20 protein-coding genes are annotated in these 23,407 nt (G+C 58.3%); 5 read left to right on the forward strand and 15 right to left on the reverse strand.

Annotation, left to right across the window (positions count from 1 at the left end; all coding sequences use genetic code 11):
• The first annotated feature begins 331 nt into the window (after positions 1-331).
• Genes MWC30_RS01440 through MWC30_RS01450 form a run of 3 tightly spaced genes read left to right on the forward strand, consistent with a single transcriptional unit; the run spans position 332 to position 3,958 of the window.
• Positions 332-1,519, forward strand: coding sequence for a hypothetical protein (locus MWC30_RS01440; protein WP_244082368.1), 1,188 nt, complete (start codon positions 332-334; stop codon positions 1,517-1,519).
• A gap of 37 nt (positions 1,520-1,556) precedes the next feature.
• Positions 1,557-2,738, forward strand: a complete 1,182-nt coding sequence (locus MWC30_RS01445; RefSeq protein WP_244082369.1) for a hypothetical protein — start codon at positions 1,557-1,559, stop codon at positions 2,736-2,738.
• A gap of 44 nt (positions 2,739-2,782) precedes the next feature.
• Complete coding sequence (locus MWC30_RS01450) at positions 2,783-3,958, forward strand: acyltransferase (protein WP_244082370.1); 1,176 nt, start codon at positions 2,783-2,785, stop codon at positions 3,956-3,958.
• Positions 3,959-3,973: 15 nt separating this feature from the next.
• Here MWC30_RS01450 and MWC30_RS01455 read toward each other — a convergent pair whose 3' ends face one another.
• The 4 genes from MWC30_RS01455 to MWC30_RS01470 form a co-directional block, all read right to left on the reverse strand.
• Positions 3,974-6,049 (reverse strand): beta-galactosidase, encoded by a 2,076-nt coding sequence (locus MWC30_RS01455; RefSeq protein WP_244082371.1) that lies wholly within the window; start codon positions 6,047-6,049, stop codon positions 3,974-3,976.
• A gap of 132 nt (positions 6,050-6,181) precedes the next feature.
• Positions 6,182-7,063: a PIG-L deacetylase family protein gene (locus MWC30_RS01460; RefSeq protein WP_244082372.1), complete on the reverse strand. Its 882-nt coding sequence runs from the start codon at positions 7,061-7,063 to the stop codon at positions 6,182-6,184.
• A 373-nt stretch (positions 7,064-7,436) separates the two neighbouring features.
• Complete coding sequence (locus MWC30_RS01465; protein ID WP_244082373.1) at positions 7,437-9,191, reverse strand: ABC transporter ATP-binding protein; 1,755 nt, start codon at positions 9,189-9,191, stop codon at positions 7,437-7,439.
• A gap of 326 nt (positions 9,192-9,517) precedes the next feature.
• Positions 9,518-10,060 (reverse strand): C40 family peptidase, encoded by a 543-nt coding sequence (locus MWC30_RS01470; protein ID WP_244082374.1) that lies wholly within the window; start codon positions 10,058-10,060, stop codon positions 9,518-9,520.
• Between the two features lie 190 nt (positions 10,061-10,250).
• Here MWC30_RS01470 and MWC30_RS01475 point away from each other — a divergent pair, with 190 nt between their 5' ends.
• Both MWC30_RS01475 and MWC30_RS01480 read left to right on the forward strand, forming a co-directional pair.
• Positions 10,251-11,213, forward strand: a complete 963-nt coding sequence (locus MWC30_RS01475) for a UDP-glucuronic acid decarboxylase family protein (protein WP_244082375.1) — start codon at positions 10,251-10,253, stop codon at positions 11,211-11,213.
• Positions 11,214-11,218: 5 nt separating this feature from the next.
• On the forward strand, positions 11,219-11,938 hold the full coding sequence (locus MWC30_RS01480; RefSeq protein WP_244082376.1) for an NAD-dependent deacylase: 720 nt from the start codon (positions 11,219-11,221) through the stop codon (positions 11,936-11,938).
• Positions 11,939-11,955: 17 nt separating this feature from the next.
• Here MWC30_RS01480 and MWC30_RS01485 read toward each other — a convergent pair whose 3' ends face one another.
• The 11 genes from MWC30_RS01485 to MWC30_RS01530 all read right to left on the reverse strand — a co-directional run bounded on the left by MWC30_RS01485 (position 11,956) and on the right by MWC30_RS01530 (position 23,389).
• A complete protein-coding gene (locus MWC30_RS01485; RefSeq protein ID WP_244082377.1) occupies positions 11,956-12,618 on the reverse strand; it encodes a hypothetical protein in 663 nt (220 codons plus the stop codon).
• Between the two features lie 41 nt (positions 12,619-12,659).
• A complete protein-coding gene (locus MWC30_RS01490) occupies positions 12,660-14,276 on the reverse strand; it encodes a S8 family peptidase (protein ID WP_244082378.1) in 1,617 nt (538 codons plus the stop codon).
• Positions 14,277-14,449: 173 nt separating this feature from the next.
• The gene (locus MWC30_RS01495) at positions 14,450-15,139 is read right to left on the reverse strand and encodes an acetate--CoA ligase family protein (protein ID WP_244082379.1); all 690 of its coding nucleotides are present in this window, start codon (positions 15,137-15,139) and stop codon (positions 14,450-14,452) included.
• Positions 15,133-16,500 carry a CoA-binding protein gene (locus MWC30_RS01500; RefSeq protein WP_244082380.1) on the reverse strand — a complete coding sequence of 456 codons (1,368 nt, stop codon included), beginning with the start codon at positions 16,498-16,500 and terminating at the stop codon, positions 15,133-15,135. The genes MWC30_RS01495 and MWC30_RS01500 overlap by 7 nt, the downstream gene beginning before the upstream one ends.
• 258 nt (positions 16,501-16,758) lie before the next feature.
• Entirely contained in the window at positions 16,759-17,367 is a 609-nt protein-coding gene (locus MWC30_RS01505; RefSeq protein ID WP_244082381.1) for a M15 family metallopeptidase, read from the reverse strand.
• Positions 17,368-17,511: 144 nt separating this feature from the next.
• Positions 17,512-18,153 carry a DNA-3-methyladenine glycosylase I gene (locus MWC30_RS01510; protein WP_244082382.1) on the reverse strand — a complete coding sequence of 214 codons (642 nt, stop codon included), beginning with the start codon at positions 18,151-18,153 and terminating at the stop codon, positions 17,512-17,514.
• A gap of 112 nt (positions 18,154-18,265) precedes the next feature.
• Entirely contained in the window at positions 18,266-18,784 is a 519-nt protein-coding gene (locus MWC30_RS01515; RefSeq protein WP_244082383.1) for a GNAT family N-acetyltransferase, read from the reverse strand.
• Between the two features lie 110 nt (positions 18,785-18,894).
• Positions 18,895-19,236, reverse strand: a complete 342-nt coding sequence (locus tag MWC30_RS22810) for a type II toxin-antitoxin system PemK/MazF family toxin (protein WP_368860775.1) — start codon at positions 19,234-19,236, stop codon at positions 18,895-18,897.
• The gene (locus MWC30_RS01520; protein ID WP_244082384.1) at positions 19,224-19,472 is read right to left on the reverse strand and encodes an AbrB/MazE/SpoVT family DNA-binding domain-containing protein; all 249 of its coding nucleotides are present in this window, start codon (positions 19,470-19,472) and stop codon (positions 19,224-19,226) included. The genes MWC30_RS22810 and MWC30_RS01520 overlap by 13 nt, the downstream gene beginning before the upstream one ends.
• Before the next feature lie 130 nt (positions 19,473-19,602).
• Complete coding sequence (locus MWC30_RS01525) at positions 19,603-19,998, reverse strand: hypothetical protein (protein ID WP_244082385.1); 396 nt, start codon at positions 19,996-19,998, stop codon at positions 19,603-19,605.
• Between the two features lie 79 nt (positions 19,999-20,077).
• Complete coding sequence (locus tag MWC30_RS01530) at positions 20,078-23,389, reverse strand: patatin-like phospholipase family protein (RefSeq protein ID WP_244082386.1); 3,312 nt, start codon at positions 23,387-23,389, stop codon at positions 20,078-20,080.
• Positions 23,390-23,407: the final 18 nt, after the last annotated feature.

Raw genomic sequence — 23,407 nt, forward strand, 5'->3', positions numbered from 1 at the left:
TCAAAATCAATATATTACGATGAAAAAGGTCCTTCCTCCCCCTCGATATCGCAATGAGAAGTGTTGGTTCCATGAGAATTTTGGATGTTTTTCTAGCCTCTTATGATATTTTAACCACTTTGTCGACGGCGAGGAGGTGTCAGCATTATTCTGTCGGAGCATGTGCTATGAGACAGCGCGGCTGTGCATGCCATGCGTCTGCGGGAGACGGCGTTCAAGGCGTGAAACGTTGCCTACTCTTTTGGCCTTGATGAGTTCATGAATCATGCAAGAAAAGGTCGGGACGTCGAGCATGGCATGTCTACCGCTTCAGGTTCAGGGGAGGAAAAGGATGGGATCTTCGCGGCTGCGTATCATTGTGACCGGTCTGGTGGGGCTTTATCCCGTGGGCGGCGTCGCCTGGGATTATCTGCAGTATGTTGTCGGTTTCGCCCGCATGGGGCATGATGTCTATTATCATGAGGATACCTGGAGCTGGCCCTATCATCCTGTGGAAAAAACCTATACCGAAGATCCCGGCTATTCCGTGAAGTACCTGGAAAATTTTTTCAGAGATTATGCTCCGGATCTCAGCGAACGCTGGCACTATTGCCATCTGCATGAAACCAGCTACGGGATGAAACGATCGGATTTCGATGCGGTGGCCCGAACAGCCGACCTTTTCATCAACGTCAGCGGGGCCTGCATGATTCCCCAGGAGTTGTCCCCGGGATGCGCCAAGATTTTTCTGGATACGGATCCCGGCTACAACCAGATCATGTTGAGCGAGCGGTTGGAATGGTCTGAAAATGTGGACCGGTGGTGCCACGGCGTCGCGCAGCACGACCAGCACTTCACCTATGCCGAAAACATTTACGGGGCCGATTGCACGGCGCCCCGCATGCATTTCAACTGGAAGACCACCCGCATGCCCGTGGTGATGGACCTGTGGGAGCCCCTGACGAGGAAGGAAGCGCCGCCCCGTGCGCCCTGGACCACCATCATGACCTGGAATGCCTTCAAGGGAAAGCTCATCTACAAGGGGATCGAATACGCCAGCAAGGGTGCGGAATTCGAGAAGCTGATGGGACTTCCATGCCAGGTCGAGGCGCCCCTCAAGGTGGCCGTAGGGGGGGTGAACGCGCCCCTGGATCGGCTGGCTGAGGCCGGCTGGGCGGTGGCCGACGGACCGGCGGCTACCGTGACTCCCGCCATGTATCAGGAGTTCATCGAGGGCTCCCGCGGAGAAATTTCACCGGCCAAGCAGGTCTATGTGGCCATGCGTACGGGCTGGTTCAGTTGCCGATCCGCATGCTACCTTGCGGCGGCGCGCCCGGTGGTGGTCCAGGACACGGGGTTTTCATCCCTCATTCCCTGCGGAGAAGGCCTTCTCGTTTTCAACACGGCGGAAGAGGCGGCGGACGCACTCCGCAGGGTGGAAAAAGACTACCCGCATCATGCCAGGGCTGCCCTTGCCGCCGCCCACGAGCATTTCGATGCTTCGAAAGTACTCGGAAAAATGATTCAGGATGCATTATAATTCGCTCACAGACTGCAATAGAACGGGAATGGAATCCATGAGCTCGGAAAAGCCCCATAAGGGAAAAATCATCGTTTTTGGAATCATTTTCTGGTACCCGCTGGCGGGAGTGACTTTCCAATTCCTGCATTATCTGCTGGGATTGCGGCGCCTGGGGTATGATCCGTATTATGTGGAAGATTCGGGGCGTTGGATCTATAATGCCCGGAAATTTGAATTTTCTCCCGATGCATCGGAAAATATCGCGGCGGTGGCCCCCATCCTGGAGCGTTATGGCTTCAAAGACCGTTGGGTGTTTCGGGGCAATTACGAAGGCGGGCAGTGCTACGGGATGACCGAGACTCAACTGCTGCAGCTCTACAAGGAGGCCGATGCCTTCCTCAATGTCACGGCATCCCAGGAACTGCGCGAAGAGCACCTGTCCATTCCCCGCCGCATCTACGTGGAATCGGACCCCTTCGCCGTGCAGGTGAAAGTGGCCCGGGGGGACCAGCCCACCCTGGATGCCCTGGCGGCTCATGATACCCATTTCAGTTTCGGGGAGAACTTCGGGGCACCCGACTGCGACCTCCCCCTGGAGGGCGTGAACTGGCTCCCCACGCGCCAGCCGGTCTTTCTCGACTTGTGGGAAAACCCTTACCCTCCCTCCCGGGATGCGGCTTTCAGCACCATCACCACCTGGCACAACAAAGGGAAGAATATCGAATATCGCGGGCGGACCTATTACTGGACGAAGGATCGAGAATTCCTCAAGTTCCTCGACCTGCCCCAGCGGCGGAGCGTGCCTTTTGAGCTTGCCCTCGAAGTAGATGAGCCCACCCATCACCTTTTGACATCCAACGGGTGGCGGTTGGTGCATTCCCTGGATGTTTCCAGGGAGATCGATGGCTACCGCAAATACATTCAGCAGTCGCGGGGAGAATTCACCGTCGCCAAGGAGCAGGTCGTGCTGCCGCGGACCGGGTGGTTCAGCGACCGCAGCTGCTGCTACCTGGCGGCAGGCCGGCCCGTCATCACCCAGGAAACGGGATTCAGCAAGATCCTGCCCACCGGCAAGGGACTCTTCGGGTTCCTCACCATGGAGGACATCCTGGCGGCCGTCGATGTCATCGAGAGCGACTATGAAGGAAGCTGCCGTGCCGCCCGCGAGATTGCCGAGGAATGCTTTGCCGCCGAAAAGGTGCTGGGGAGTCTCATGGAGCGTGCCGGTCTGGCGTGAGAATGATTCAGCTGGTTTGGAATTTTGTTCCCCTGGAGAAATGAGTGAACCAACCCGTAGCCGCGCCCTCCGTGCAGAGGCTCACCTGGCTCGACACCATGCGCGGCCTGTCCATCTTGTGGATCGCGTTCTTCCACTTTTTCATTACCTATGACAACGGACGGTTTCCGTGGCCCGTCAACCTGAAAACATTTCCCCCCTTCCTGTCCCAGTGCAGCGCCACGGCCAGCGGGCTCAGCTGCACGGTGGATGCCTTGATGGCGGGCCTTTTTCAGCGTGGGCCTCAGGCCGTCGGCGTTTTTATTATCTTGAGCGGCTTTGGCCTGACCTATTCCCTCACCAAAACGGGCTTTCCCCAGGGCGGCTGGATTCAGTGGTACGGAAAGCGCTTCATGCGCCTTTTTCCCCTCTACTGGCTGGCTCACCTGATCTATCTCGTGTCCCCCTTTGTCTACAGGCATGATTCCGTGGATTACCGCTTTCTCCTGAGCTTTCTGGGGGACCGCTTCATTCCCGTAGATACCATGTTTTACTATCTCAACCCCGCGTGGTGGTATTTCGGCATGATCCTGCAGCTCTGCCTGGTCTACCCGCTGCTCTTCCGCATGATGCAGAAAACCGGGGTGGTATGGTTCCTGGTGATCGTGGGAGTGATGAGCCTGGGAAGCCGTTACCTGCTCCATTTCGTCCTGCATGCTCACTGGAATTATGTGCAGGGGGGCTTTTTCGGTTCGCGTGTCTGGGAGTTCGGGATGGGGATGGCCCTGGCTCTCGTCTTCAGGCGTCAGCCCCAGTCGGTGCTGCGGAGCCTCTTTTCCTGGCCGGTCCTACTGGCAGGGATCGCCATCTACAGCCTGGGAGCCTTCTGCTATCAGCCCAATATCGCCTTCATTTTCAGTGACGGACTCATGGGTATGGGGCTCTTCGTCATCATGGCGCACGTGGCCCGGGGGGTGAGCAGGGTTCCTTATCTGAACCGGGGGATTACTCTTGTCGGTGTCTATTGCTACGGAGTCTACCTGCTGCATCAACCCTATGTGATGTATTGTGGAAGGCTCCTGGTGGACTGGAGCATGCCCCTCTACGTGCTGGCCGCCGCGGGGATACTGACGGGAATCTGCTGGGGAGCCATCGGCCTGGAGCGGCTCACGAACCGAGGGGTGGGTTTCCTGGAAGCGCGATACAAACTCTTCTCCCCTTCCTCACCCCCCACTGGTTGAAAGCTGCGACGAAGGCTACGGCACGACCGAACCGGAGGAGGACTCAGCGCGCAGCCCTTCCTGCGTATCACGCAGGATCACCGCCCGCAGCCCTTCCGAGCCTCCACCCTCTCCGAGCCCGGGAGCACCAGTCCAGCTCATGGTCATTTCCCTGTAAAAGCTCACCAGGGTCAGGTTCATCCGGAGCGGCATTCCTTCCACCAACTCCGGCATGCCGAGCCATTCCGCCGGGAGAAAAGCTTCCAGGAGCATATGAGGCAGGGATTTGTGGATCCGCTGCACGTGCCCGTCATTGGGCATGAGCTCCATGGCGCCGTTTTCTGTCTTGCGGTAAAGCTTCGGGATGATTTCAAAGCCGTCGGGCAGGGCAGAGTTTTCCTGGGGTACGAGGTAGATGACAAACTGATGGAGCCTGCCGGCTGCCTCTACCTGGACGTGGAGCTGAAAGGCTTCGGAGAGAGGGAAATCCCCCTGGTAATCGAGTAGCCTGGGATCCACGTAGGTGTTGGCGATGCTTGCCACGTATAGCCCTTCGGGCTTCCAAGCCAGGTGGATGTCTCCAAAGGGGACATAGGGATCGACGGCTTGAAGGTCCGTCAGCCGCGTCCTGCTCTTGTCCCAGTCCACCAGGGATTGGTCCGTCACATCCAGTGGTCTGACGGCCCGTGGGAGAGGGGTCGGATCCTGGCGGCCGGTGGACGTGCTCACCGGCAGGATGGATGCCGTGCTGCCTGCGAGAGGTCCCTCGGGGCTTCGGCCCTCGCGGTGGTAGGTTTCGAGGACGGGGTTGAGGCGGCGGAAGACTTCCGTGACCTCTTCATAGGGCCGATCGGCGGTATCCACCAGCCCCATATTGTAGTCTTCGCCATCTTCCCGTCCCCCCAGGGGCTCGTCGGCGTACTGAAACCAGTGGATGCCCACGACATTGGGGAACCGGGCAAAATTTACGAGGGCGTTGGCCGCTCCCCAGGCGCGTTGTGCCTGGGTCTCCACCGTCATCAGGTGCCCGGGCTTGGCGTGTGCGCTGCGGGCGGTTTCATTGCGGTTGCCGCTGCGGTTTTCTTCCGCCGCAAAGAAGAACTCCGTGACGATGACAGGCTTTCCCGTCAGGCGCTGCAGACCTTCGAAGTAATAGGGAGCTACCCAGCCGTCGGGCGTATCCACGTTGTAGTTGGTGGAGATGACATCCACGGCGTCACCCATGGTCCGGATGGCATCCTGGTGGTAGTAGAGGGGAAGGCGGTCTCCCATGACCAGGGCTCCCGGGTGCGCCGCACGAAGGGAGCGGGCCATCAGTTGGTAATAGTGCCCTGCACACAGGGCCATGAACCGGTTCACCAGTCGGATGCCCTCTCCACCCTGCCGCAGTTTGAGCTGAACGTCCGGCTGTTTCAGTTCTTCGAAGCTCCCCAGGCTGCCCTGAGGCACCCAATCCCGCTTCAGGCGATTCCAGTCGCCGGCATAGTGATCGTAGAGCAATTGCCAGAGCACCCGCTTCGTGTGATTTTCCCATCCTGCCTTGAGATACCAGCAAAAAAGGGAAGAATTCCACCATCCCACTTCATTGTCGGAATAATAGCCCATGAGATTTGGGTCATTCAGGTAAGGGGCGGTGAGCTTCCTGGCCCATTCCAGGGTTTTCGCCTCCATGGCGGGATCGAAGGGGTCAAACCAGTGGAATTTTGAATTCCTGCCGAGCTCCAGGTCCACCGTGAGGGCAAGGCCCATGTCCGGTGAAGGGTCGGACCATCCGCCTCGGGTGTTGAAGCCCCATGCGTTCAGCCGGTCTCCAACGGAGCGCCGCCATTCATCGAGGGTTGGGTAGAAGTTCTGCCAGTAATAGGCCTCGCTGCGGCGGCTCTTTTCCGTCTCCTTGGCCCCTGAAACGATGTTCACTCCCTTGGAGTAAAACACCTTTCCATCCGGGCTCTGGAGCCAGTGCACTCCCTGATTTTCTATCGTTTTCCAGCCGCGAGGGGAGCTCTCGGGGGAGTCGGCGGCGCGGGCAGGGGCTGCTGCAAAAAAGGTGAGGAGTAAAAAGAGGATCAGGCGAACTTTTGGCTTGCTAAGTCTCGAAAGCATCAATCTCATGAGTCATCCTGGAGTCGGGGCAGGCCGGGGTGCACACTGCCCCAAAAAGTCATATGCTGTAGTATGGCCTCCGAATCGTGCCCTTTCGGCCGGCAAAGGGAGAGGGCGGAGCCTCATGCTGCCGTGCTGGGCTCAGCTGCTGGGCCGTTTAAAATATGCGGCGTATTCCAGGGGAATATGCAGTGCCTGACCAGGGCTCAAGCGGCAGAAGAGCTCATTGGGGCGCATGAATTCCTTCAGGAAGTTTCCCAATGCTTCAACCTGTGTTCGATGTTCAGCCAGAGCCTGCTTTTTGGTTGCCAGCTCTTCCGGGGTCAAATCAAAATTCACCCACTGGGTGGAAGCCAGCACCTGGCCGGCGGTCTTGGTACCGCCGACGCCTCTGGCATTCACTTCTTTGATCCACTGGGGCGAAGACGGGTAGTCGAAGAAATGGACGAGATAGGTGAGAATCTGAGTGTCCTCCAGGGAGATTTCATTTTCTTCCTTCAACTGCCGCAGAGCTTCCAGAACGAAAACTCCCGTAGTGCAGTGGTCCGGGTGATAGTCGCGGGGATCGGGGGAAACTATCCAATCGGGCATGAAACTGACCACGGCTTCGGCAATCTCTTCTTTGAGGTCTGTGCCTGCGTACCGGGTCCAGATGTTGAAGCTCTCCTTGTATTCCGGACGGTCGAACTGGGTATAGGGTGAGGTATACGGCTTGATTTTGGACCAGTTTTTCGCCCACAGGTCATCGATGCCGTCATCCGGGAATCCGAGGAAAATACCGTCTTCGGGCTGAAGTCCCAGGATGCGCAGGGCTCCCAGGGCTTCATCATGGCGCTTTTCACCATACTCGATGAAATCGTTGGCAGACGTCTGCAGTTTCTTGACGCGGGTGCGTACCCCTTTCATATAACCGTCGCCGTTGGTCACGAACACGACCCGGACGGTGCCGCCGTTTGCCAGCACGCGCTGAATGAGTCCCCCGGCGACGAGGGTTTCATCGTCGGGATGCGGGGAAAATACCATCAACCTCACACCCACTGGGACATCCAGGTCTTTCCCTGTAATGCCGGGTGTTTGCTCCTTTGAGGGTGTCGGGGCAGGAGGAAGACCGATGCGGCCCGCGGATGCATTGAAACCCGATGCGGTTGGTGTGGTCTGCAGCGGAGCTGAATGGGGTAAACTAGAAACCGGATGAACGCTGGGCAGCCAGTACAAAAACAACAGGAACAAAAGTCCGGAGAACAATGCGACGATGGTTGCCCGCATATGCTTGCGCCTTCCGAAAAAGGTGTTGAATTCCATACGACCCTCAGCCCACTTGCACGCTGAAATATAATGGGTAGGGAACAAGCTGGGAAGAGGAAATTCATACTCTCCTTCCCATCTGATTCTTCATTCACTCATCCAGGCTGAACTGGCTGTGGTAGAGGGATGCGAATGGCCCGCCGGCATGCACCAGTTGGTCGAAGGGACCCTTTTCCACGATCTCTCCGCCCTTCACCACGATGATGAAATCGGCCTGCCGAACGGTGGAGAGACGGTGAGCGATGATAAAGGTCGTGCGTCCTTTGGTGAGTTGCTGGAGTCCTTCCATGATGAAGGCTTCCGTTTCTGCGTCCACCGAAGAAGTGGGTTCGTCGAGGATCAGGATGGGGGCGTTCCGCAGAATGGCGCGGGCGATGGTGATGCGCTGTCTTTCTCCCTCGGAGAGCGTGGCGCCCTGCTCCCCGATGATGGTGTCGTATTTGTTGGGCAACCGGTCGATGGATTCATGAATGCGCGCCAGGCGCGCCGCCTCGATGACTTCTTCCAGGGTTGCTTCGGGACGGCCGTAGGCGATGTTCTCCCTGACGGACATGGGAAAGACCAGGGGGGGCTGGAGCACCATGGCGATCTGCCGGCGCAGGGATTTGAGCTGAAACTCCCGCACATCCGTCCCATCGATGAGAACCCGTCCCTCCTGGGGCTGATAGAAGCGGGGAAGGAGGCTCACCAGGGTGGATTTGCCCACGCCCGTGGGGCCGACAATGGCTACCCTTTGCCCGGCTTGAACGTGCAGATCGATTTTTTTGAGAACGCTCTGCCCCTCGACATATTGAAAGGAAATGCCTTCCCAGGTGACTTCTCCGCGCGCCCCGGACTTGGGAAAGGTTTTTGTTCCCTCCTGGATATCCCGCTCCACGTCCAGGATTTCAAAGACACGCTGCACCCCCACCTTGGCCCCCTGGATCACCCCCCAGGTCTGGCTGATGGTGTTGATGGGGGCGTACAGGGAGGCCAGGTATGTCGTGAAAACCACGATTTCCCCCACCGTGAGGGATCCGGACATGACGTGGTTCGCTCCCACCCACACCACGAAAGCCGTTCCCAGGGCCATGACGACATTGATGACACCGGAATAAAAGGTCTGGAGGGTATAAAGCTTCAGGCTGGCGTCCAGGCTGAGGTCACTGGCCGTCATGAATTTGCGGTGCTCGTCCTCCTCCTTGGTGAAAGCCTGGACGATGCGCATGGCGGACATGGCCCGCTGCACGACGGAGTAGACTTCACTCTCGTGCTGCCGGGCCAGGGTTGCCGCCGTGGAGATACGGCCGCTCAGAAGGGAGATGGCCGCAAAGAGTGCGGGAACCACGGCGAGGGACAGGAGGGTGAGCTGCCAGTCGATCTTGACCATGACGAAAAACATCCCGCCGAGCAGTGCCGCAGCCGTGACGATGGGGAAAACGCCGTTCATGGTGAGGCTCTGAATGGCGTAGGTGTCCGCCGTGACCCTGTACATGAGGTCACCCACCTGGCGGCGGCTGTGAAAGGCCAGGGAGAGGCGCTGCAGGTGGCTGTAGAGGTCCCGGCGCAGGTCGTTCACCATGCGCTGGCCGATCCGGATGGTGGTGTAGTTGTTGAGGAGAGTGATCCCTCCCAGGATGAGGTAGATGATCACCAGTCCCAGGCAGGCGAAAATGAGAAGCGTCGGCCGGGAAATCGCCCCTGCAAATTCCCAGGGGATGGGCTTGTCGCCGAGAACATTGTCAATGACGATCTTGAGAGGCCAGGGCTTCAGGATTTCGCAGGCGCTCATGAGGAAAACCTGAGTCAATGCGAAAAGGAAGGGCAAGCGGTAAGGTCTGAGATAAGGCAGGATCTTGCGCAGCATTTGGTTTCAACCTTTCGGGGCCAAGCGCTATGCGGCCCCCTGGGGAAAAGCGCATCCATCGTGGAAAAATCAATTGCCGATCTATCGAGCACGCATGCTAGAGTCGGGTGCAGCCATCGTTGCCATATTTCCAGGGTGCACAGGAGCCTCCTGCTCCCCAATAGAACGATAGCCTTTGATTTCTTTGTAAAACCGGGAGGATTTCTAACTCAATACCCTGAGGGAATCAACGGGAATTTTGGATCGGATCCCCAAGGGGCTTCACCTGCAGGGAGGCATCTTGGGAAGGGTGCCGACTCTGCTGCCAGGTGACCTTGAAGGAAAATCTACGGCAGGATTCTTCGCGCCCCCAGGTAGTGTTCTGCCCAATATCCCTTCGAGAGTTTGTCTTCCCGCACGCCGCCTTTTGGACTCGAACAGTGGATGAACCGGCCGTCATCCGCATAAATGCCGACATGGGAAACCCCTCGTTTATCCGTCGCGAAAAACACCAGGTCCCCCCGCCGGAGCTGATCCACATTCACCTGCCGCCCCCATTGATACTGATCCCGGGACTGCCGGGGAAGCGATATTCCCTGCTGCAGGAAAACCCACTGGATGAAGCCCGAACAGTCGAAGCCCGACGCTGGTGAACAGCCTCCCGGAAGGTAGCAGGCTCCCAGTTGGCTGCGGGCCGTCTGGATGAGTCTTGAGGCATCGATACCGGGAATTTCCGTTGGTGCATACCGCTTGCCTCCCGTGCAGCCGCCTGCAGTCATCAGAAGGAGGCAAAGGCCGGCCATCGCGAGGATGGTCGGGCAGCAGCCGGATCTACGGAAAATCTGTGCGGATGGCGCACGTTTCCGTGCTCTTTTCCTGTGATTTCCCAAGGCTGTCATTTTCCCTGCGTCCGATACAAAAGGCATTGTCAAAAGTCGGCAGAAGAATTACAGTGAGCCCGAAAAAAAGTTGTGGTGGTTATGACTGTGCTCTCCATAGATATCAATGACTTTTAAGGGTTAACCTGTCGGCGTTGCCGGCGGGTTCTTTTCTTTTCTATCCTTTGGGAAAGGAATTTAAATGCATCTGCGTAAACGTTGTGCTGTGACCGGCGGCGCTGGATTTCTGGGCTCTCACCTGTGCGAAAGACTGCTGAAGGAAGGCTACGATGTGCTCTGCATCGACAACTTCTACACGGGGAGCAAGCGCAACATCCTTCACCTTCTGGACAATCCGTATTTTGAGCTTTACCGGCACGATATCACGTATCCTCTGTATGTGGAAGTGGATGAAGTCTACAATCTGGCCTGCCCGGCTTCCCCCATTCACTACCAGAACGATCCCGTGCAGACCACGAAGGTGAATGTCCACGGAACCATCAACATGCTGGGGCTGGCCAAGAGAGTTCGGGCCAAAATCATGCAGGCTTCCACCTCCGAAGTCTACGGCGACCCACAGGTGCACCCGCAGCAGGAGAGCTACTGGGGGCATGTGAACCCCATCGGAAGGCGTTCCTGCTATGACGAGGGAAAGCGTTGCGCAGAGACGCTCTTCTTTGACTACCATCGCCAGCACAAGCTGCTCATCAAGGTGGCCCGCATCTTCAATACCTATGGCCCCCGCATGCATCCCCAGGATGGTCGTGTTGTGTCCAATTTCATCGTCCAGGCGCTGGAAGGCGAGCCCATTACCATCTACGGGAAGGGGACTCAGACCCGCTCGTTCTGCTATGTGGACGATCTCGTTGAAGGCTTCATTCGCCTCATGCGCACGCCGGACGGTTTCACCGGTCCTGTGAATCTCGGGAATCCCGGCGAGTTCACCATCCTCGAACTGGCGGAAAAAGTCATCGCCATGACGAAATCCAAGTCCGAGCTCATTTTCAAGCCTTTGCCCGAGGATGATCCCACCATGCGCAAGCCCGACATCACTCTCGCCAGGGAGAACCTGGGTTGGGAGCCGAGGGTCCCGCTGGAAGAAGGGCTGCGCAAGACCATCGATTATTTCGATGACCTCATGCGCACGATGCAGTCGAAGAGCTGATTTCCATGCAGGACAGGATTCTTGCCGTCGAAGAGAAGCTGGCGCAGTCCAAGCGGGTGGTGGTCCTGACGGGTGCGGGCATTTCTGCTGAATCAGGAGTTCCCACATTCAGAGGGGAGGGAGGTTTGTGGCGGCAATTTCGGGCCACGGACCTTGCCACCCCCGAGTCCTTCGCGCGCGACCCCAAGCTGGTGTGGGAATTCTACAACTGGCGCCGCGAGCTCCTGGCGCCTCTGCGTCCCAACGCAGCCCACCTGGCCTTGGTGGAGCTGGAGAAGCAGGTCCCTCATTTCACCCTCATCACCCAAAATATCGACGGCCTCCACCAGAAAGCCGGCAGTCGAAACATCATCGAGCTCCACGGCAACATCTGGTGGCTGCGCTGTACCCAGTGCGGCCGGCTGGGGGAAGACCGCACGGTGCCCCTTCCGGCGCTCCCACGGTGCGCGGCGTGCAATGGGCTCCTGCGCCCTCATGTGGTCTGGTTTGGGGAAATGCTGGATGCCGCTGTAATAGAAAAAGCGTATGGGGAGATTCAGACCTGCGACCTGATGCTCGTCATCGGGACTTCAGGGACAGTGCAGCCGGCCGCTTCCATGGGAATGCACGCCAAGGGCGCCGGCGCCATGGTGGTGGAGATCAACCTCGAACCGACACCCTACACGGATTCCTTTCATATCAGCCTCACCGGAAAGGCGGGAGACATCGTTCCGCTGTTGACATAGCTTCCGGTGCAAAGCCGCTATGGGGAGGCCGGAATGGAGCGCTTTACCTCGCTGATGAACTTTTCGCGCTCCTGAGGGTCGGGAATGGCGAGGGTGACCACCTGGTCCAGCCCGTCGAGGATTTTCTCCATTGTCGCGGCTTCCTGCTTGTTGGCCGGTTCGGGCTTCAAGGCCATCTGCAGATAGATGAGGTGAGTGAGGGTGAGAGCCAGCTCGGAGGTGGCCTCATGGACGGCCATCATTTCATCACGGGTGCGCTCCGATGAGTCCAGAATCTCCTGCATACGGCGTTCCTGTACCTTGAGACTTTCCCCCAGTTTCCTGGACGCCTCACCCAGGGTCTCTTCGGTTCTTTTCTGAGTATTCAGCTTTTCCGATGCCCCTGCCATCTGCTCCTGCACCAAGTTCGCCAAAGAGGCCCGCTGAGCCTCGGTCTCCTTCACAATCGCCGCTATGGCATCCTGCTTCATGGCCGAAACCTGGGCCTCGATATCCTTCGTTCCGGGGAGCTTCCACTCCACCTCCCGGAGTTGGTCGTAGTTTGCAATGGCCCCCCCGGAAAGCAATGCAAATACCAGGAAAATGGTCGTGACGCCCTTCCCCAGCTGCTTTTTCACACAGAGTACAATGACGCTGGCGGTCAAAATCACAAAGACCGCCAGCCCGATGATCTCTTTCATGGTGGAAGCCTTTACCCCCTGAACGATCCGGGATGACGGATTCAGCGACGGCTCGACAGCGCTCTGAGGGCATTGACGCGGCCGGCTCCGAAGAAAACGTCGCGGCCCGAGGCGCCCAGGTCATCGGCCGATGCCTGGAGGCGATCTTCGATCTGGGTATTGGTGAGGGTGCCATTGGCTGCCTTCACCAATGCCGCTACCCCCGATACGAAAGCCGCCGCCTGTGAGGTTCCCGACGCATACCCATATCCTCCGCCCACCGTGGCGCTGAGGATCCCCACACCGGGGGCGGCGAGGTCCACAAAGCTGCCGAAGTTCGAGTAGCTCCATTTTTCGTCTGCTTCCCCCGTTGCGGTGACACCCAGGACGCCGGGAAGAGCAGCCGGATAAATGGGATAATTGCCCCCGTCATTACCTGCGCCGGCCACGATGACGACATTCTTGTCGTGCGCATACTGAACGGCATCTCTCATCGCCTCCGAGTAGGCGTATCCGCCAAGACTCAGGTTGATGATGTCGGCGCCATGGTCCGCCGCGTAGATCAATCCTTCCATGATGTCCGCGTAGGCTCCCGCTCCGCTGGCGTCCAGCACCTTGATGGGCATGATCCTGGACTTCCAGCTCACCCCGGCGACTCCCAGTGCATTGTTGCCTTCCGCGGCAATGATGGCCGCCATTTGAGTTCCATGGCCGTTGTCGTCGGCCGGGATGCCCTGCGTGCCGGTCAGGACGTCATAACCCTGTTGAAGCTGATGCGCCAGGTCGGGATGCTCGGCATCGACGCCCGTGTCCACGACTGCAACGACGACATCCGGAGACCCTGCGGAGATGCTCCATGCTTCGGGAACCCTGGCTTTCTGGAGGCTCCATTGCTCTCCGGATTTCGGGTCATTGACTTTTTGCGCAGGGATGCGCGCCACGTAGTTGGGCTCGACCTTTTGAATCAGGGAGGATTCCGCATAACGCTGTTTGACGGCGTCCATGTCACTGCCGGCGGGGAAGCTCAGGCGGTAAATTTTCAGCTGAGGGATCTGCTTCACGACGCTGGCAGCGCTTGCCTCGTTAAGCGCCGCAATCTGCTCGGCAGTCGCCTGGGGAGAAAAACGAATGAGGAGCTCGTTAGGCACCCGCTCTACCCTTGGGTCGGCCGACCGTTGAGCGGAACCACTGTGGGCGTTCTTCCTCGAAGCCGGAATATTCGGGAGGGAATAGGGATCCATCGCCAAGGCCGGATGGGACGGGCCGGCGCTCATATCCGAGCCTTCCTGTGGGGATTCGGCGCTTCCCGAGGGCAGCAGGTAGAGCATTTTCGAGGGGGAACCGTCCCTCTCGGAGCCTTCGATGTAGGCATAATTGATGGAGAGCGCTTTCAAAAGCTCCGGGAGCTTCACACCCCTTTTGTCGACCGTAACCAGTGCATCGCTGCTTCGACGAAATTTGACCTGCATGTCCGAGGCTTCGGCAATGTCGTGGAAGATTTGCATCAGGGGGACGCTCCGGGCCCTGAGGGTGATGAGGTCCCTCTCCACCTGCAACTGATAACGGCTGGAGCCGACGGCATCCGGAAGCGCCGCTTCCGAAGGGCCAAAGGCCCCGAGAACCACGGCCGGGATCAGAATGACGAAAAAGGAAACGAGGTATCTTTTTTGTAACGACATGGCTTCACCTCCCTATACACGACGCGCGGGCCTGAATCCGTCCTTGATGGCGGCAAACGTCATAAAAGCAAGCTAATCGCTGTTCCCTGTCAAATCCACTCGTCCTCAAATTTCAGCGCATGTGGAAATACGGGAAAGGGTAACACACCAAATTTATTAATTTCACCCATTTTTCACGCCTTGCCGTCAGCCGCCAGCATGATCCTCGCGTCGGCGATGACGCAGGCGTTTTCCGAAGCGATGACAGGGTTCAGATCGATGGAAGCGATCTGCCCCTCAAGATCCATCACCATATGGGAAAAGCTCACCAGCAGGCGGGAGAGGCGCTCCATGGAGACGACTGTTCCCCCGCGATACCCCTGGATGAGAGCGCGCCCCTTGAGGGAATCCACCATGTCGGCCACTTCCTTTTCAGTAATGGGGGCCATGCGTACGGCGGTGTCCTTGTAGATTTCCACGGATGTTCCCCCGATGCCGAGCAGCACCACCGGGCCGAACTGGGCATCCACCACGGAGCCGATGATGAGCTCAACGCCCCTGGCCATGGCTTCCACGTGCATCCCGAGGAAACCGTCGATCTTGCAAAAGCGTTCGAAAACCTCCGTCAGGGCTTCCACACTGTCGATCCCCACAGCCACTCCCCCCACGTCGGACTTGTGCACGACCTTCGGAGAGACCACTTTCGCGGCAAGGGGAAAACCGAGCTGCTCCGCCGCGGTCTTCACCTCGGTGTGGCTGCGCACCCAGGCGTACGGGGGAATCTCGATTCCGTAAAGGCTCATGAGCCGCTTGGCCTCCGGCTCCATGATCCAGCCCATGTCCCGGGAGCTTTCGATAATCGCGTGCATTGCATCGGTCAACATGATTGGCACCTCCGCAGGGCATCGGCCATGAGCACCGCTCCTTCGATGGAAGCAGCCACCGGCACCCGGTTCAATTGAAATCCCTCGATGAGCATGGCGTATTTGGATTCGTGGGGCACATAGGCAATGAGGGGCTTGCCCTCTCTCTGGTAGACCTGGCTCAACCGCGCCCCTAGGTCCAGGCTGAGTCCGGGGGAATAGGGCAAAAGGAGCAGCAGGACGCAGTCGAGATCGGGGGATCGGCTCAAGCCCTGGGCCGCTTCCACGAAGTCATCGTCAGTGGCGCTGCCTGTGAGATCCACAGGGTTTGCCACCGATGCAATGGAGCGCACACTCTCTGAAAGCCTTTCCCGGATCGCCGCCTGAATTGCGTCGGGCAGGATGGGAACTTCCATGTGTCGCGCCGCGCAGGCATCGCTTGCCAGGGCACCGTGACCCCCGCTGACGGAAATGATCCCCATGCGATTTCCGATGCGCTGGTGATAGCAGCTCAGGGACTCGCAGTAAGCCACCAATTCGGAGGCGTCTGTCGCTTCTACGACTCCATGCTGGGCCATCACCTGGGAGAAAACCGCGTAGTCTCCGGCCAGTGACGCGGTGTGGCTCGATACGGCCCGGGTGCCGGCCGCCGTTTTTCCGGCTTTGAGGACGACGACGGGCTTGCCGCACGATTGGGCCTTCTGAACGAAGGCACGGCCTTCGTTGGGTCCGAAACCTTCCACGTAAAAGGAAATGACGCGCGTGGCAGGGTCCCTGGAAAGGTAGTCGAGGAGGTCGAGCTCATTCACCACGGCCTTGTTGCCGATACTCACCGCCACGGAAAGTCCGACACTCTGCTCGGTGAACTGAACCATCTGGTCCACCAGGACCCCGCCGCTCTGGCTGACCAGAGCCACGCTCCCGACATCCGGACGAACGAGCCGTTCACCGGGCAGAAAAAAGGTGTCGAATCGGTCGGGGCTGTAAACCCCCAGGCAGTTGGGGCCGATGAAGGGGAAATCGGCCTCCCGGGCGATGCGCTTCATACGCTCCTGGAGCTCCGGTCGACCCACCTCGGCGAATCCGCCGGATATGACCGTCGCCCCGCCGACGCCTGCCGCGATGCACTGCTCCAGGATGTTGGGAACAAACTCCGCCTTGGCGGCAATGACGGCGAGATCCACTTTTCGGGGCACATCGGCGATGGACGGATAGATGGGCTCCCGCAGTATGGAGCCGCCCTGGGGGTTCACGGCGAAGACCTTCACGGGATATCGCAGGTGGAGCTTGTTGTAAATGACATTGGCCGGATGGCGGTCATTTTTTCGGGACACACCGATCACAGCCACGGTTTCCGGCTTGAACAACGGATCGAAATTCATGGGCATCGCCCTTTCTCAATGGGTGAAGAACTGTAATATGCCCCAGGGGGCAGCGGGGCCCGCGCGGCGACCCGGTTGAAGTCGTCGGATGGGCCGGGCCGTTTGTCTCGTACTGCACAAATTGTGCAACATCGCATCCCGGCATGCCGGAATAACAAATGCCGGAATGCCTCCCCCCGTTTTCTCTTCCTGTGAGGACGGAGCAGTCCTTCAAGACATACCACACCCCTTCGACCAGCGCCAGTCAGAGTGGTAATATCATGCATACACCGGTGTTCCGTCGGCTACCCGTTGTCTGAGCAGAGCGAGCATTTCCTTTTCTTTCAGTCCTCCTGCCCATGCGGGGCGCAGCTGAAAGTGAGGCTCGTCAACGATCGTCTTCCAGTTGCCGCCCCACTCCAGACCGAGATCCATGCCCAAAACACCAACCGCCTTGTACTTCGGAGATTCCTCCATGTATTTATTGCCTTCGAATACACCGATATCGAAGGCGATGCCGAAATTGTGGTTGGAATACCCCCCCTTGGCGTTTGTCACTGTTTTGCCCGGTGCCGACCTGCCCTGTGCGTAGAGAGCGTCCTGCTCCTCATAAGTCCTGAGTCCGCTGATGATTTTGATCCCGATGCCCGCAGCCGCCGCCTTGTGAACCAGCGCCCGGGCAAGGGGCCTCACTTCTTCCTGCAGCGTGAGAATATTCTTTTCACTTCGTGTATCGACGTCGGTCATCTCGGGTGGTGCCTGGCTGCCCGTCAGTGTCGGAATGACCACCGCCTTGTAAATGGCCGACCAGGTTTCCGGCCCGGCTTTCCCGTCGATGTGAATGCCCAAAACTCTTTGAACTGCCGTGACGATCTCTTCTAAGGTCATGTTCGCCTCCTGCATTCAGGATGTTGAAGACTTTTCATGACATGACGACGACCAAGAAAACCATGCGGAGCCGGGGCATGCCGCTGTCGTTATGGGAAATAGGTTGATTTGCCCTTATGTTAGGCACGAACATGCCGGAATCAATCATTCAATGGGAAGGTGAGCAGACCCGGTGGGATTTGCCCGTCCCAAAGCATCTCTATCCTTGCCGGACACTTCCAGTTCTTTGATTTGCCTGTATCTAAAGCAGTCTGTGGTGTGATCGTTCACCATTCCCACGGCCTGCATGAATGCATAGCAAATCGTTGATCCCACAAATCTGAAACCACGTTTCTTCAGGTCTCTGCTCATGGCATCGGAAAGATCCGTTTTAGCCGGCACCTCGTCGATGGTTTTCCATGTGTTTTGGATGGGGGTTCCGCCGACGTAACGCCAGAGGAAAGTGTCGAACGATCCGATCTCTTCAATGATGGTAAGCGTAGCCTGTGCGTTTTTGACAGTGGACTGGATTTTGAGGCGGTTGCGTACAATGTCGGGGTTGCTGAGCAGACGATCGATGTCTTTAACAGTGTAAGAGGCGACTGTTTGGATGTCAAAATGCTGAAATGCTTTACGGTAACCCTCCCGCTTTTTGAGGATGGTCTGCCAGCTCAGTCCGGCTTGAGCGCCTTCGAGGATGAGAAATTCAAACAAAAGGCGGTCATCATGAACGGGTACGCCCCATTCATTGTCATGGTACGCTTTATAAAGCGGACTCTCTCCACACCATTGGCATCTCGTCGTCATCTCTTTTTCTCTTGCCCGACCGTATAGCTTGAGGTTCGCACGGCGGCAAAGCCCACCGGGAACTGAGAGGCGCAGCTTTTCGGCGGTCCCATCGAAGCCTTTGCCGCCGAGGTCACGATGTCGGCTGGATCAATTGGTTGGCCGCCCCTTCAGCGGACTTTGCCAGCACTACCGAGGTTTCAATCTGACGTTCCGGAATATTCCAGTACCGCCTGAGGTCTCGATCCGTCTCTTTTCGGGATTGAATCAAGTAGCCGTTGCGCTCATAGAAATCAATCGCCCAGATCGCCGCCCGCCATGTACCGATCAAGATTGGCTTTGTTGTAAGACCTTCAAGATGTTTCAGCAATTGGGTGCCTATCCCACCGTGCCGACGCGATGTTCTCACGTAGGCATGTCGAATGAGCACGACGTCCCCCTTGTCTTGGATGCCCATCACGCCGATCAGCTGCCCGTCCTCCTCCAAGCACCAGAAGACCACTCGGTCACGAATTTCTGCCTCCAGTTCCTCCATTGGTATGTAGGGCTCATGCCAACGATCGTCCGGGATGACTCCCTTGTATGCCTGAGCGGCGTCGTTGATGGCAGCATGCATTTGCTGGAGGTCAGATGGCGTACATCTGCGAATCATGATGATAAATCCTTTGGCCAACGCCTAAAATCAGCGATAGGCGGACTGGGAGCAAGAAGAAAGAACCAGGCATCCCCGCCCGTCCGCTGCATTTTGCTGGTAGCTCATGGCTACGGTGTGAACATTTCCTGCAAAATTGCCAAAGCATGCGCAAGGGTAGAGGGAGCGAGTCTTCCAAGTCGCCGTACAAGGCGCTCACGATCAACAGTGCGAATCTGGTCAAGAACTATGTGGCCTGAACGGCCCTGGAACTTGCAGACCACGCGAAAGGGATAGGGATGACCTCCGGTGGTAAGAGGGGCTACAATAAATGTTCGCAAGTTGGCATTGAGCTCGTCCGGTGAGACGATAACACAAGGACGGGTCTTCTGGATCTCATCCCCACGAGTAGGGTCGAGGCTGATCAGGAATACATCACCTCTGCGAATATCTCCACCCGCTACCATTCCCATTCCTCTTCTTCAAATCGGGTCGAATCAGAAGGGTCCAATAGTTGATCTTGATCTCGTTCGTGCATTTCTTTGGCAGCTTGAGCCCACCCAGCCCGTGGTATGGAAGCACGCTCGATCACTATGGCTCCATCCCTTACATGCAACTCTACCTCGTCTGTCAGCCCAGCTTCAATAATCAGTGCCTTTGGCAGTCGGATGCCACGGGAATTCCCAATACGAACTAAACGGGTCTTCATCAGATAATCCTCCTGCTAAAATGTAATTACATAATAACCCCGTATTGAACGTTATGTCAACGATGGACTGGAGGGGCTAACGCTGCAGGCATCGGTGGGGATGGTGCGGCAGAAACAAAGTGGGACGCTCTTAATTTACCCCATGTGCAACTTTTGACAGCAGGCCTTTCCTTTCTCGAGGAGAAGTTATTAACCTCTTCTTAGAGAGATCGAGAAAGGAAGGAGAGGCCACACTGTCCATGAAAAAGTCTATCATCGAAGGTACTGTTGTGTAGATGATCACCTCAAGGCCATCTCTCAAGGTAAAGGACTCCGTAGCCGGGGATCTGAGCCTGCATTGAGTGATGCGGAAGTGATCACGATGGAAGTTGTCGGTGAGTTCCTCGGTATCGATACGCATAAGGGGATCTTCGAGTACTTTCACCGCTACTGGCTCCACTTTTTCCCAGAGCTTTATGCTTCCCCCGCAGAGCTCCACAGAAAGGGGCGCCCATTTCCATTTCGTCAAGCTGGCGAAAGCCGGCATCCAGCAGCTCTTCCAGATTCCGGATCAAGGCCGGAATAACGAACGAGCCTTTCGGACATGCATTGGTTTGTAACGCTGCTCAGTAACACGGCAGCTCGCGCGCCATGCGATCGGCCTGCCGGTCCAGCGCCTCACGGGCCTGCGGTGAGAGGTACCAGCCGAGAGGAGCCAATGCCTCTTCCAGGTACTGGTCGATGAGGAGCACATTCCCTTCGAAGGCCAAACTGCGTAAAAAATCCGCATAGTCCGGCACTTCCAGGTACTGATCGATCAAGGGTGCATTTCCTTCGATCTCTGCGCTCAATTGCGCAACGGCGCGCCTTCCATTGGCGCCGGTGCCCGAGACGTTCAAGACGGCAACTGCCGGTCCCAGCGCGTCAGCGTACAGATTCCAGCTGCGGCGGCTGACCGGTTTGTTCAACTCGGCCGGGTCTGTAAGGCTCCGGCGCCCGGGCACGATGCAATCCTCTGGCGGCCCATCGTCGGGCACGTTTTCACAGGCAGCCTTTTTCACACCGTTCCGGATCAGCAGCAGTGTCGCCCCCCATTGATTTCGATCCAGCGACCGCAATCCATTCATCGCCCGCCACACGTGCGCCACACTGACGGCGCCGCTGTTGTCGAAGTAGCCGCCATCGGCCAAATGACCCTGCAACTTCACCGATTCGGGTTGCACCCCTGCGAGCGGGTTGATGTAAGGAAAACGGGCCGCCACATGCGCAGCGGCCATCAGGTTGAGATCAGCGCCCAGTCGTTTCTGCACGTCGCGCGCGCCTGGAAAGTGCGCTTCATCCAGCTTGATCGTGCCGGCCACAGCCAGTTCGCCGGTTTCAACCCAGGTGCTGTTGAGCAGCAGGTGCGGCAGGCCCTTCCCGCGGGAATACAACGGCTCGGCCAAGTCCGGGAAAACGCGCAGCCATTCACGCTCGAAGCCCAGTGCACGGCTCATATGTCCGCAGCCGGGCTGCCGGCACCACTTGTCCAGCGACGTCGGCAGCAGGCGCGCAAGGCTGTCCTCGAACAACCATGCGGCGAGCAGCGGCGTCAAGGCATCCATCCGGCTGAAGCCGTCGGACAGGCACTCCTGCAGGAACTCGTCGGTCTGGCCGGCGCCTCCCTTGCGGAGGCAAGCACTGTAGACGGCCGCACCCACCGCACCGCCGGATACGCCGGAGATCACGAAGGTGCGGCGGTCGAAGTTCTTGAATTTGCGGCGTAACTGACGCAGCACCTGCGCCGTCCAATAGGCGCTGCGTATACCGCCCCCTTCGCTGGCCACCAGGAATACCCTTTCCGGCTCTCGACTTTCCGGCAACTGCTTCACCCAGTCTTCAAGGGCCAAATCGAGAGTGGGACGGTTCGCACCAGGCGCTCGGCAGGCGTCACCTTTAGCCCCCGGCACGGCCCGATCAAAGCCATGCAGCCCCAGCATCGCAATCACGAGAGCGACCAGCATACCGATGAATTTTATCCAGCCAGACTTTAGCCAGTCGGGCAGCCTGTCGCCATGGGCGGTGAACAGCCACCACAGCAGGGCCGCGAGCAGCGCGAGCAGAGTCAGCAGCGACGCATTGTGCAGGCGAAGCTGAGCCAGCGCCGCTTCGTCGACCCGCGGGAGCGCGAGGGGCAGCAGGTGGTTCTCGCTCCATCCAAGAAAGGCGACGAGGCCCATCACCGCCACGGCCAGAAGCACCCAGGGGCGAGCCTGGGCGTGCTCCGCCAGGGACAAGGCCCCCAGCACGCCCAGCCACCAGATCAGGACAAGCGCCATCAGCGCCAACGCCGCAGGGGCCTGAGCGGTAGTGTCCGGCCACAGCGCCATGAACCAGCGGATGGCCACCATCAGGCCCAGCGCCACCAACGGCAACCGGGTCGGCGTCATCCAGCTCAGCCCCCTGCGCAGTCGATGCGCCAAGTCCTTTTCGTTCTTTTTAACGGGGGGAGTTTCCTGGGAGTGCAGCAGTTTGTAAACGCTCTTCTCGCGGTTGTAATGCTCATAGTCGCCCAATCCCGGTCGACCCCGCACCCAGAGGAAGAATCCGCCCAGTCCTACCGTGGCGCCACCGAACAGCACCAGCATGATCCAGGTCTCGGTGAGGGTCGGAATGTCTTTGCCTGGCGCAACCCCTCCCATAGCGGCTGCGTCGAGGATGGCGTCGCTCAGGGCATAGGCCGTCAGCGCATACGTAAACAGCAGCGGCAAGATCGACAGGAAACGAGCCCACGCGCGGGCAAACCGGTTCAGCCAGTGGAGAGCTTTGAAGCGCTCCGGGTCCTCTGCTATCAGAATCTCCAGGTCTTCGACATCGCCAGGCCCATGCACGCGGCAGACCAGCCGGGTCCACAACCAGCAGGAATACACGAACAGCGCATTGGCCAGCGCTGTCATGATCTGCACCACAGGTAACCACCACCCCTTCAGCTCGGACAGGTCTTTCAGCGGCGAGCGGGCCAGGCCTAGAATCACGTCGCGGCACTGGTCCATCCCCAGCGACAGCCCGCCGAAAAGGCCCAGAGCCACGAGCACATAACGGCTCCGCCAGATGATGCCGGCCGCCCCGCGGACTCTCGCCACGCGGCCGGCATGTTTTTTACTTGTCGTGTCCAGTTCCAGGCCGAAAAGCCAAATCGTCCCCCCAACCAGCAAAGGGAGCAACGCCCCAAGCAGAAGCCAACCCTTCCCGCGATGTGCCCAGAAACCCCACCAGTCGGCTGCCGGAACCTGAAAGGGGCAGAAATAGGCCACTACAGGCACCACCAACAGCAGGCCGGTGATCACGGTCCAGGAAGTCCAGCTTCGGCCCCGATCCAGCCAATTATTGGAGTTGGCCAGGCGCCAGCAGCCCAACGCCACACCCAGCGCTGTGCCGAAAAGCAGTGTCGTTGCGTACAGCCACCCGCTTATCCCTATGCGCCTTGCGCCGCCGTAGTTTTCAACCGCGTCGGCCGCCAGCAGCAGCCCCACCGGCAGAAAGACCAGCACAGCCGTCAAGAGGGTCAGCAAGCACGGGCGCTCCTGGTCCGTACCGCCGTCCAGTTCCCTGGCCAATAGATGGCCAGCCCCCAGAATCAAGACACCATACAGCGGCATGAACAGAAAGGTGTCCAGGAGTACGTAGATGGCTGCGATATGCCGGCGTGAAATGGACATGCCCATAATGTCTCTCGCATTTTCACCCCAATAGCCGACCGCGGCTTTCACCGAATCCGCATTGCTCCAGCCCAGCACATCCTCGACCCCGTACCCGCCCGGCAGTCGCAGAGCCTGCGCAAAGCCCAGCAAACTCAGCATGATGGCGCCACAGACCAAGGCCAACCAGGCCAGTGAGACTTGTTGAATTGCATCACTCCCTTGATTCTGTGCGGCGAGTTGTGTGGTGTCGCTGTCCATCGCTCACTCCTGCGTAGA

This window comes from Desulforhabdus sp. TSK, assembly GCF_022836495.1.
In the GTDB taxonomy this organism is placed as follows: domain Bacteria; phylum Desulfobacterota; class Syntrophobacteria; order Syntrophobacterales; family Syntrophobacteraceae; genus Desulforhabdus.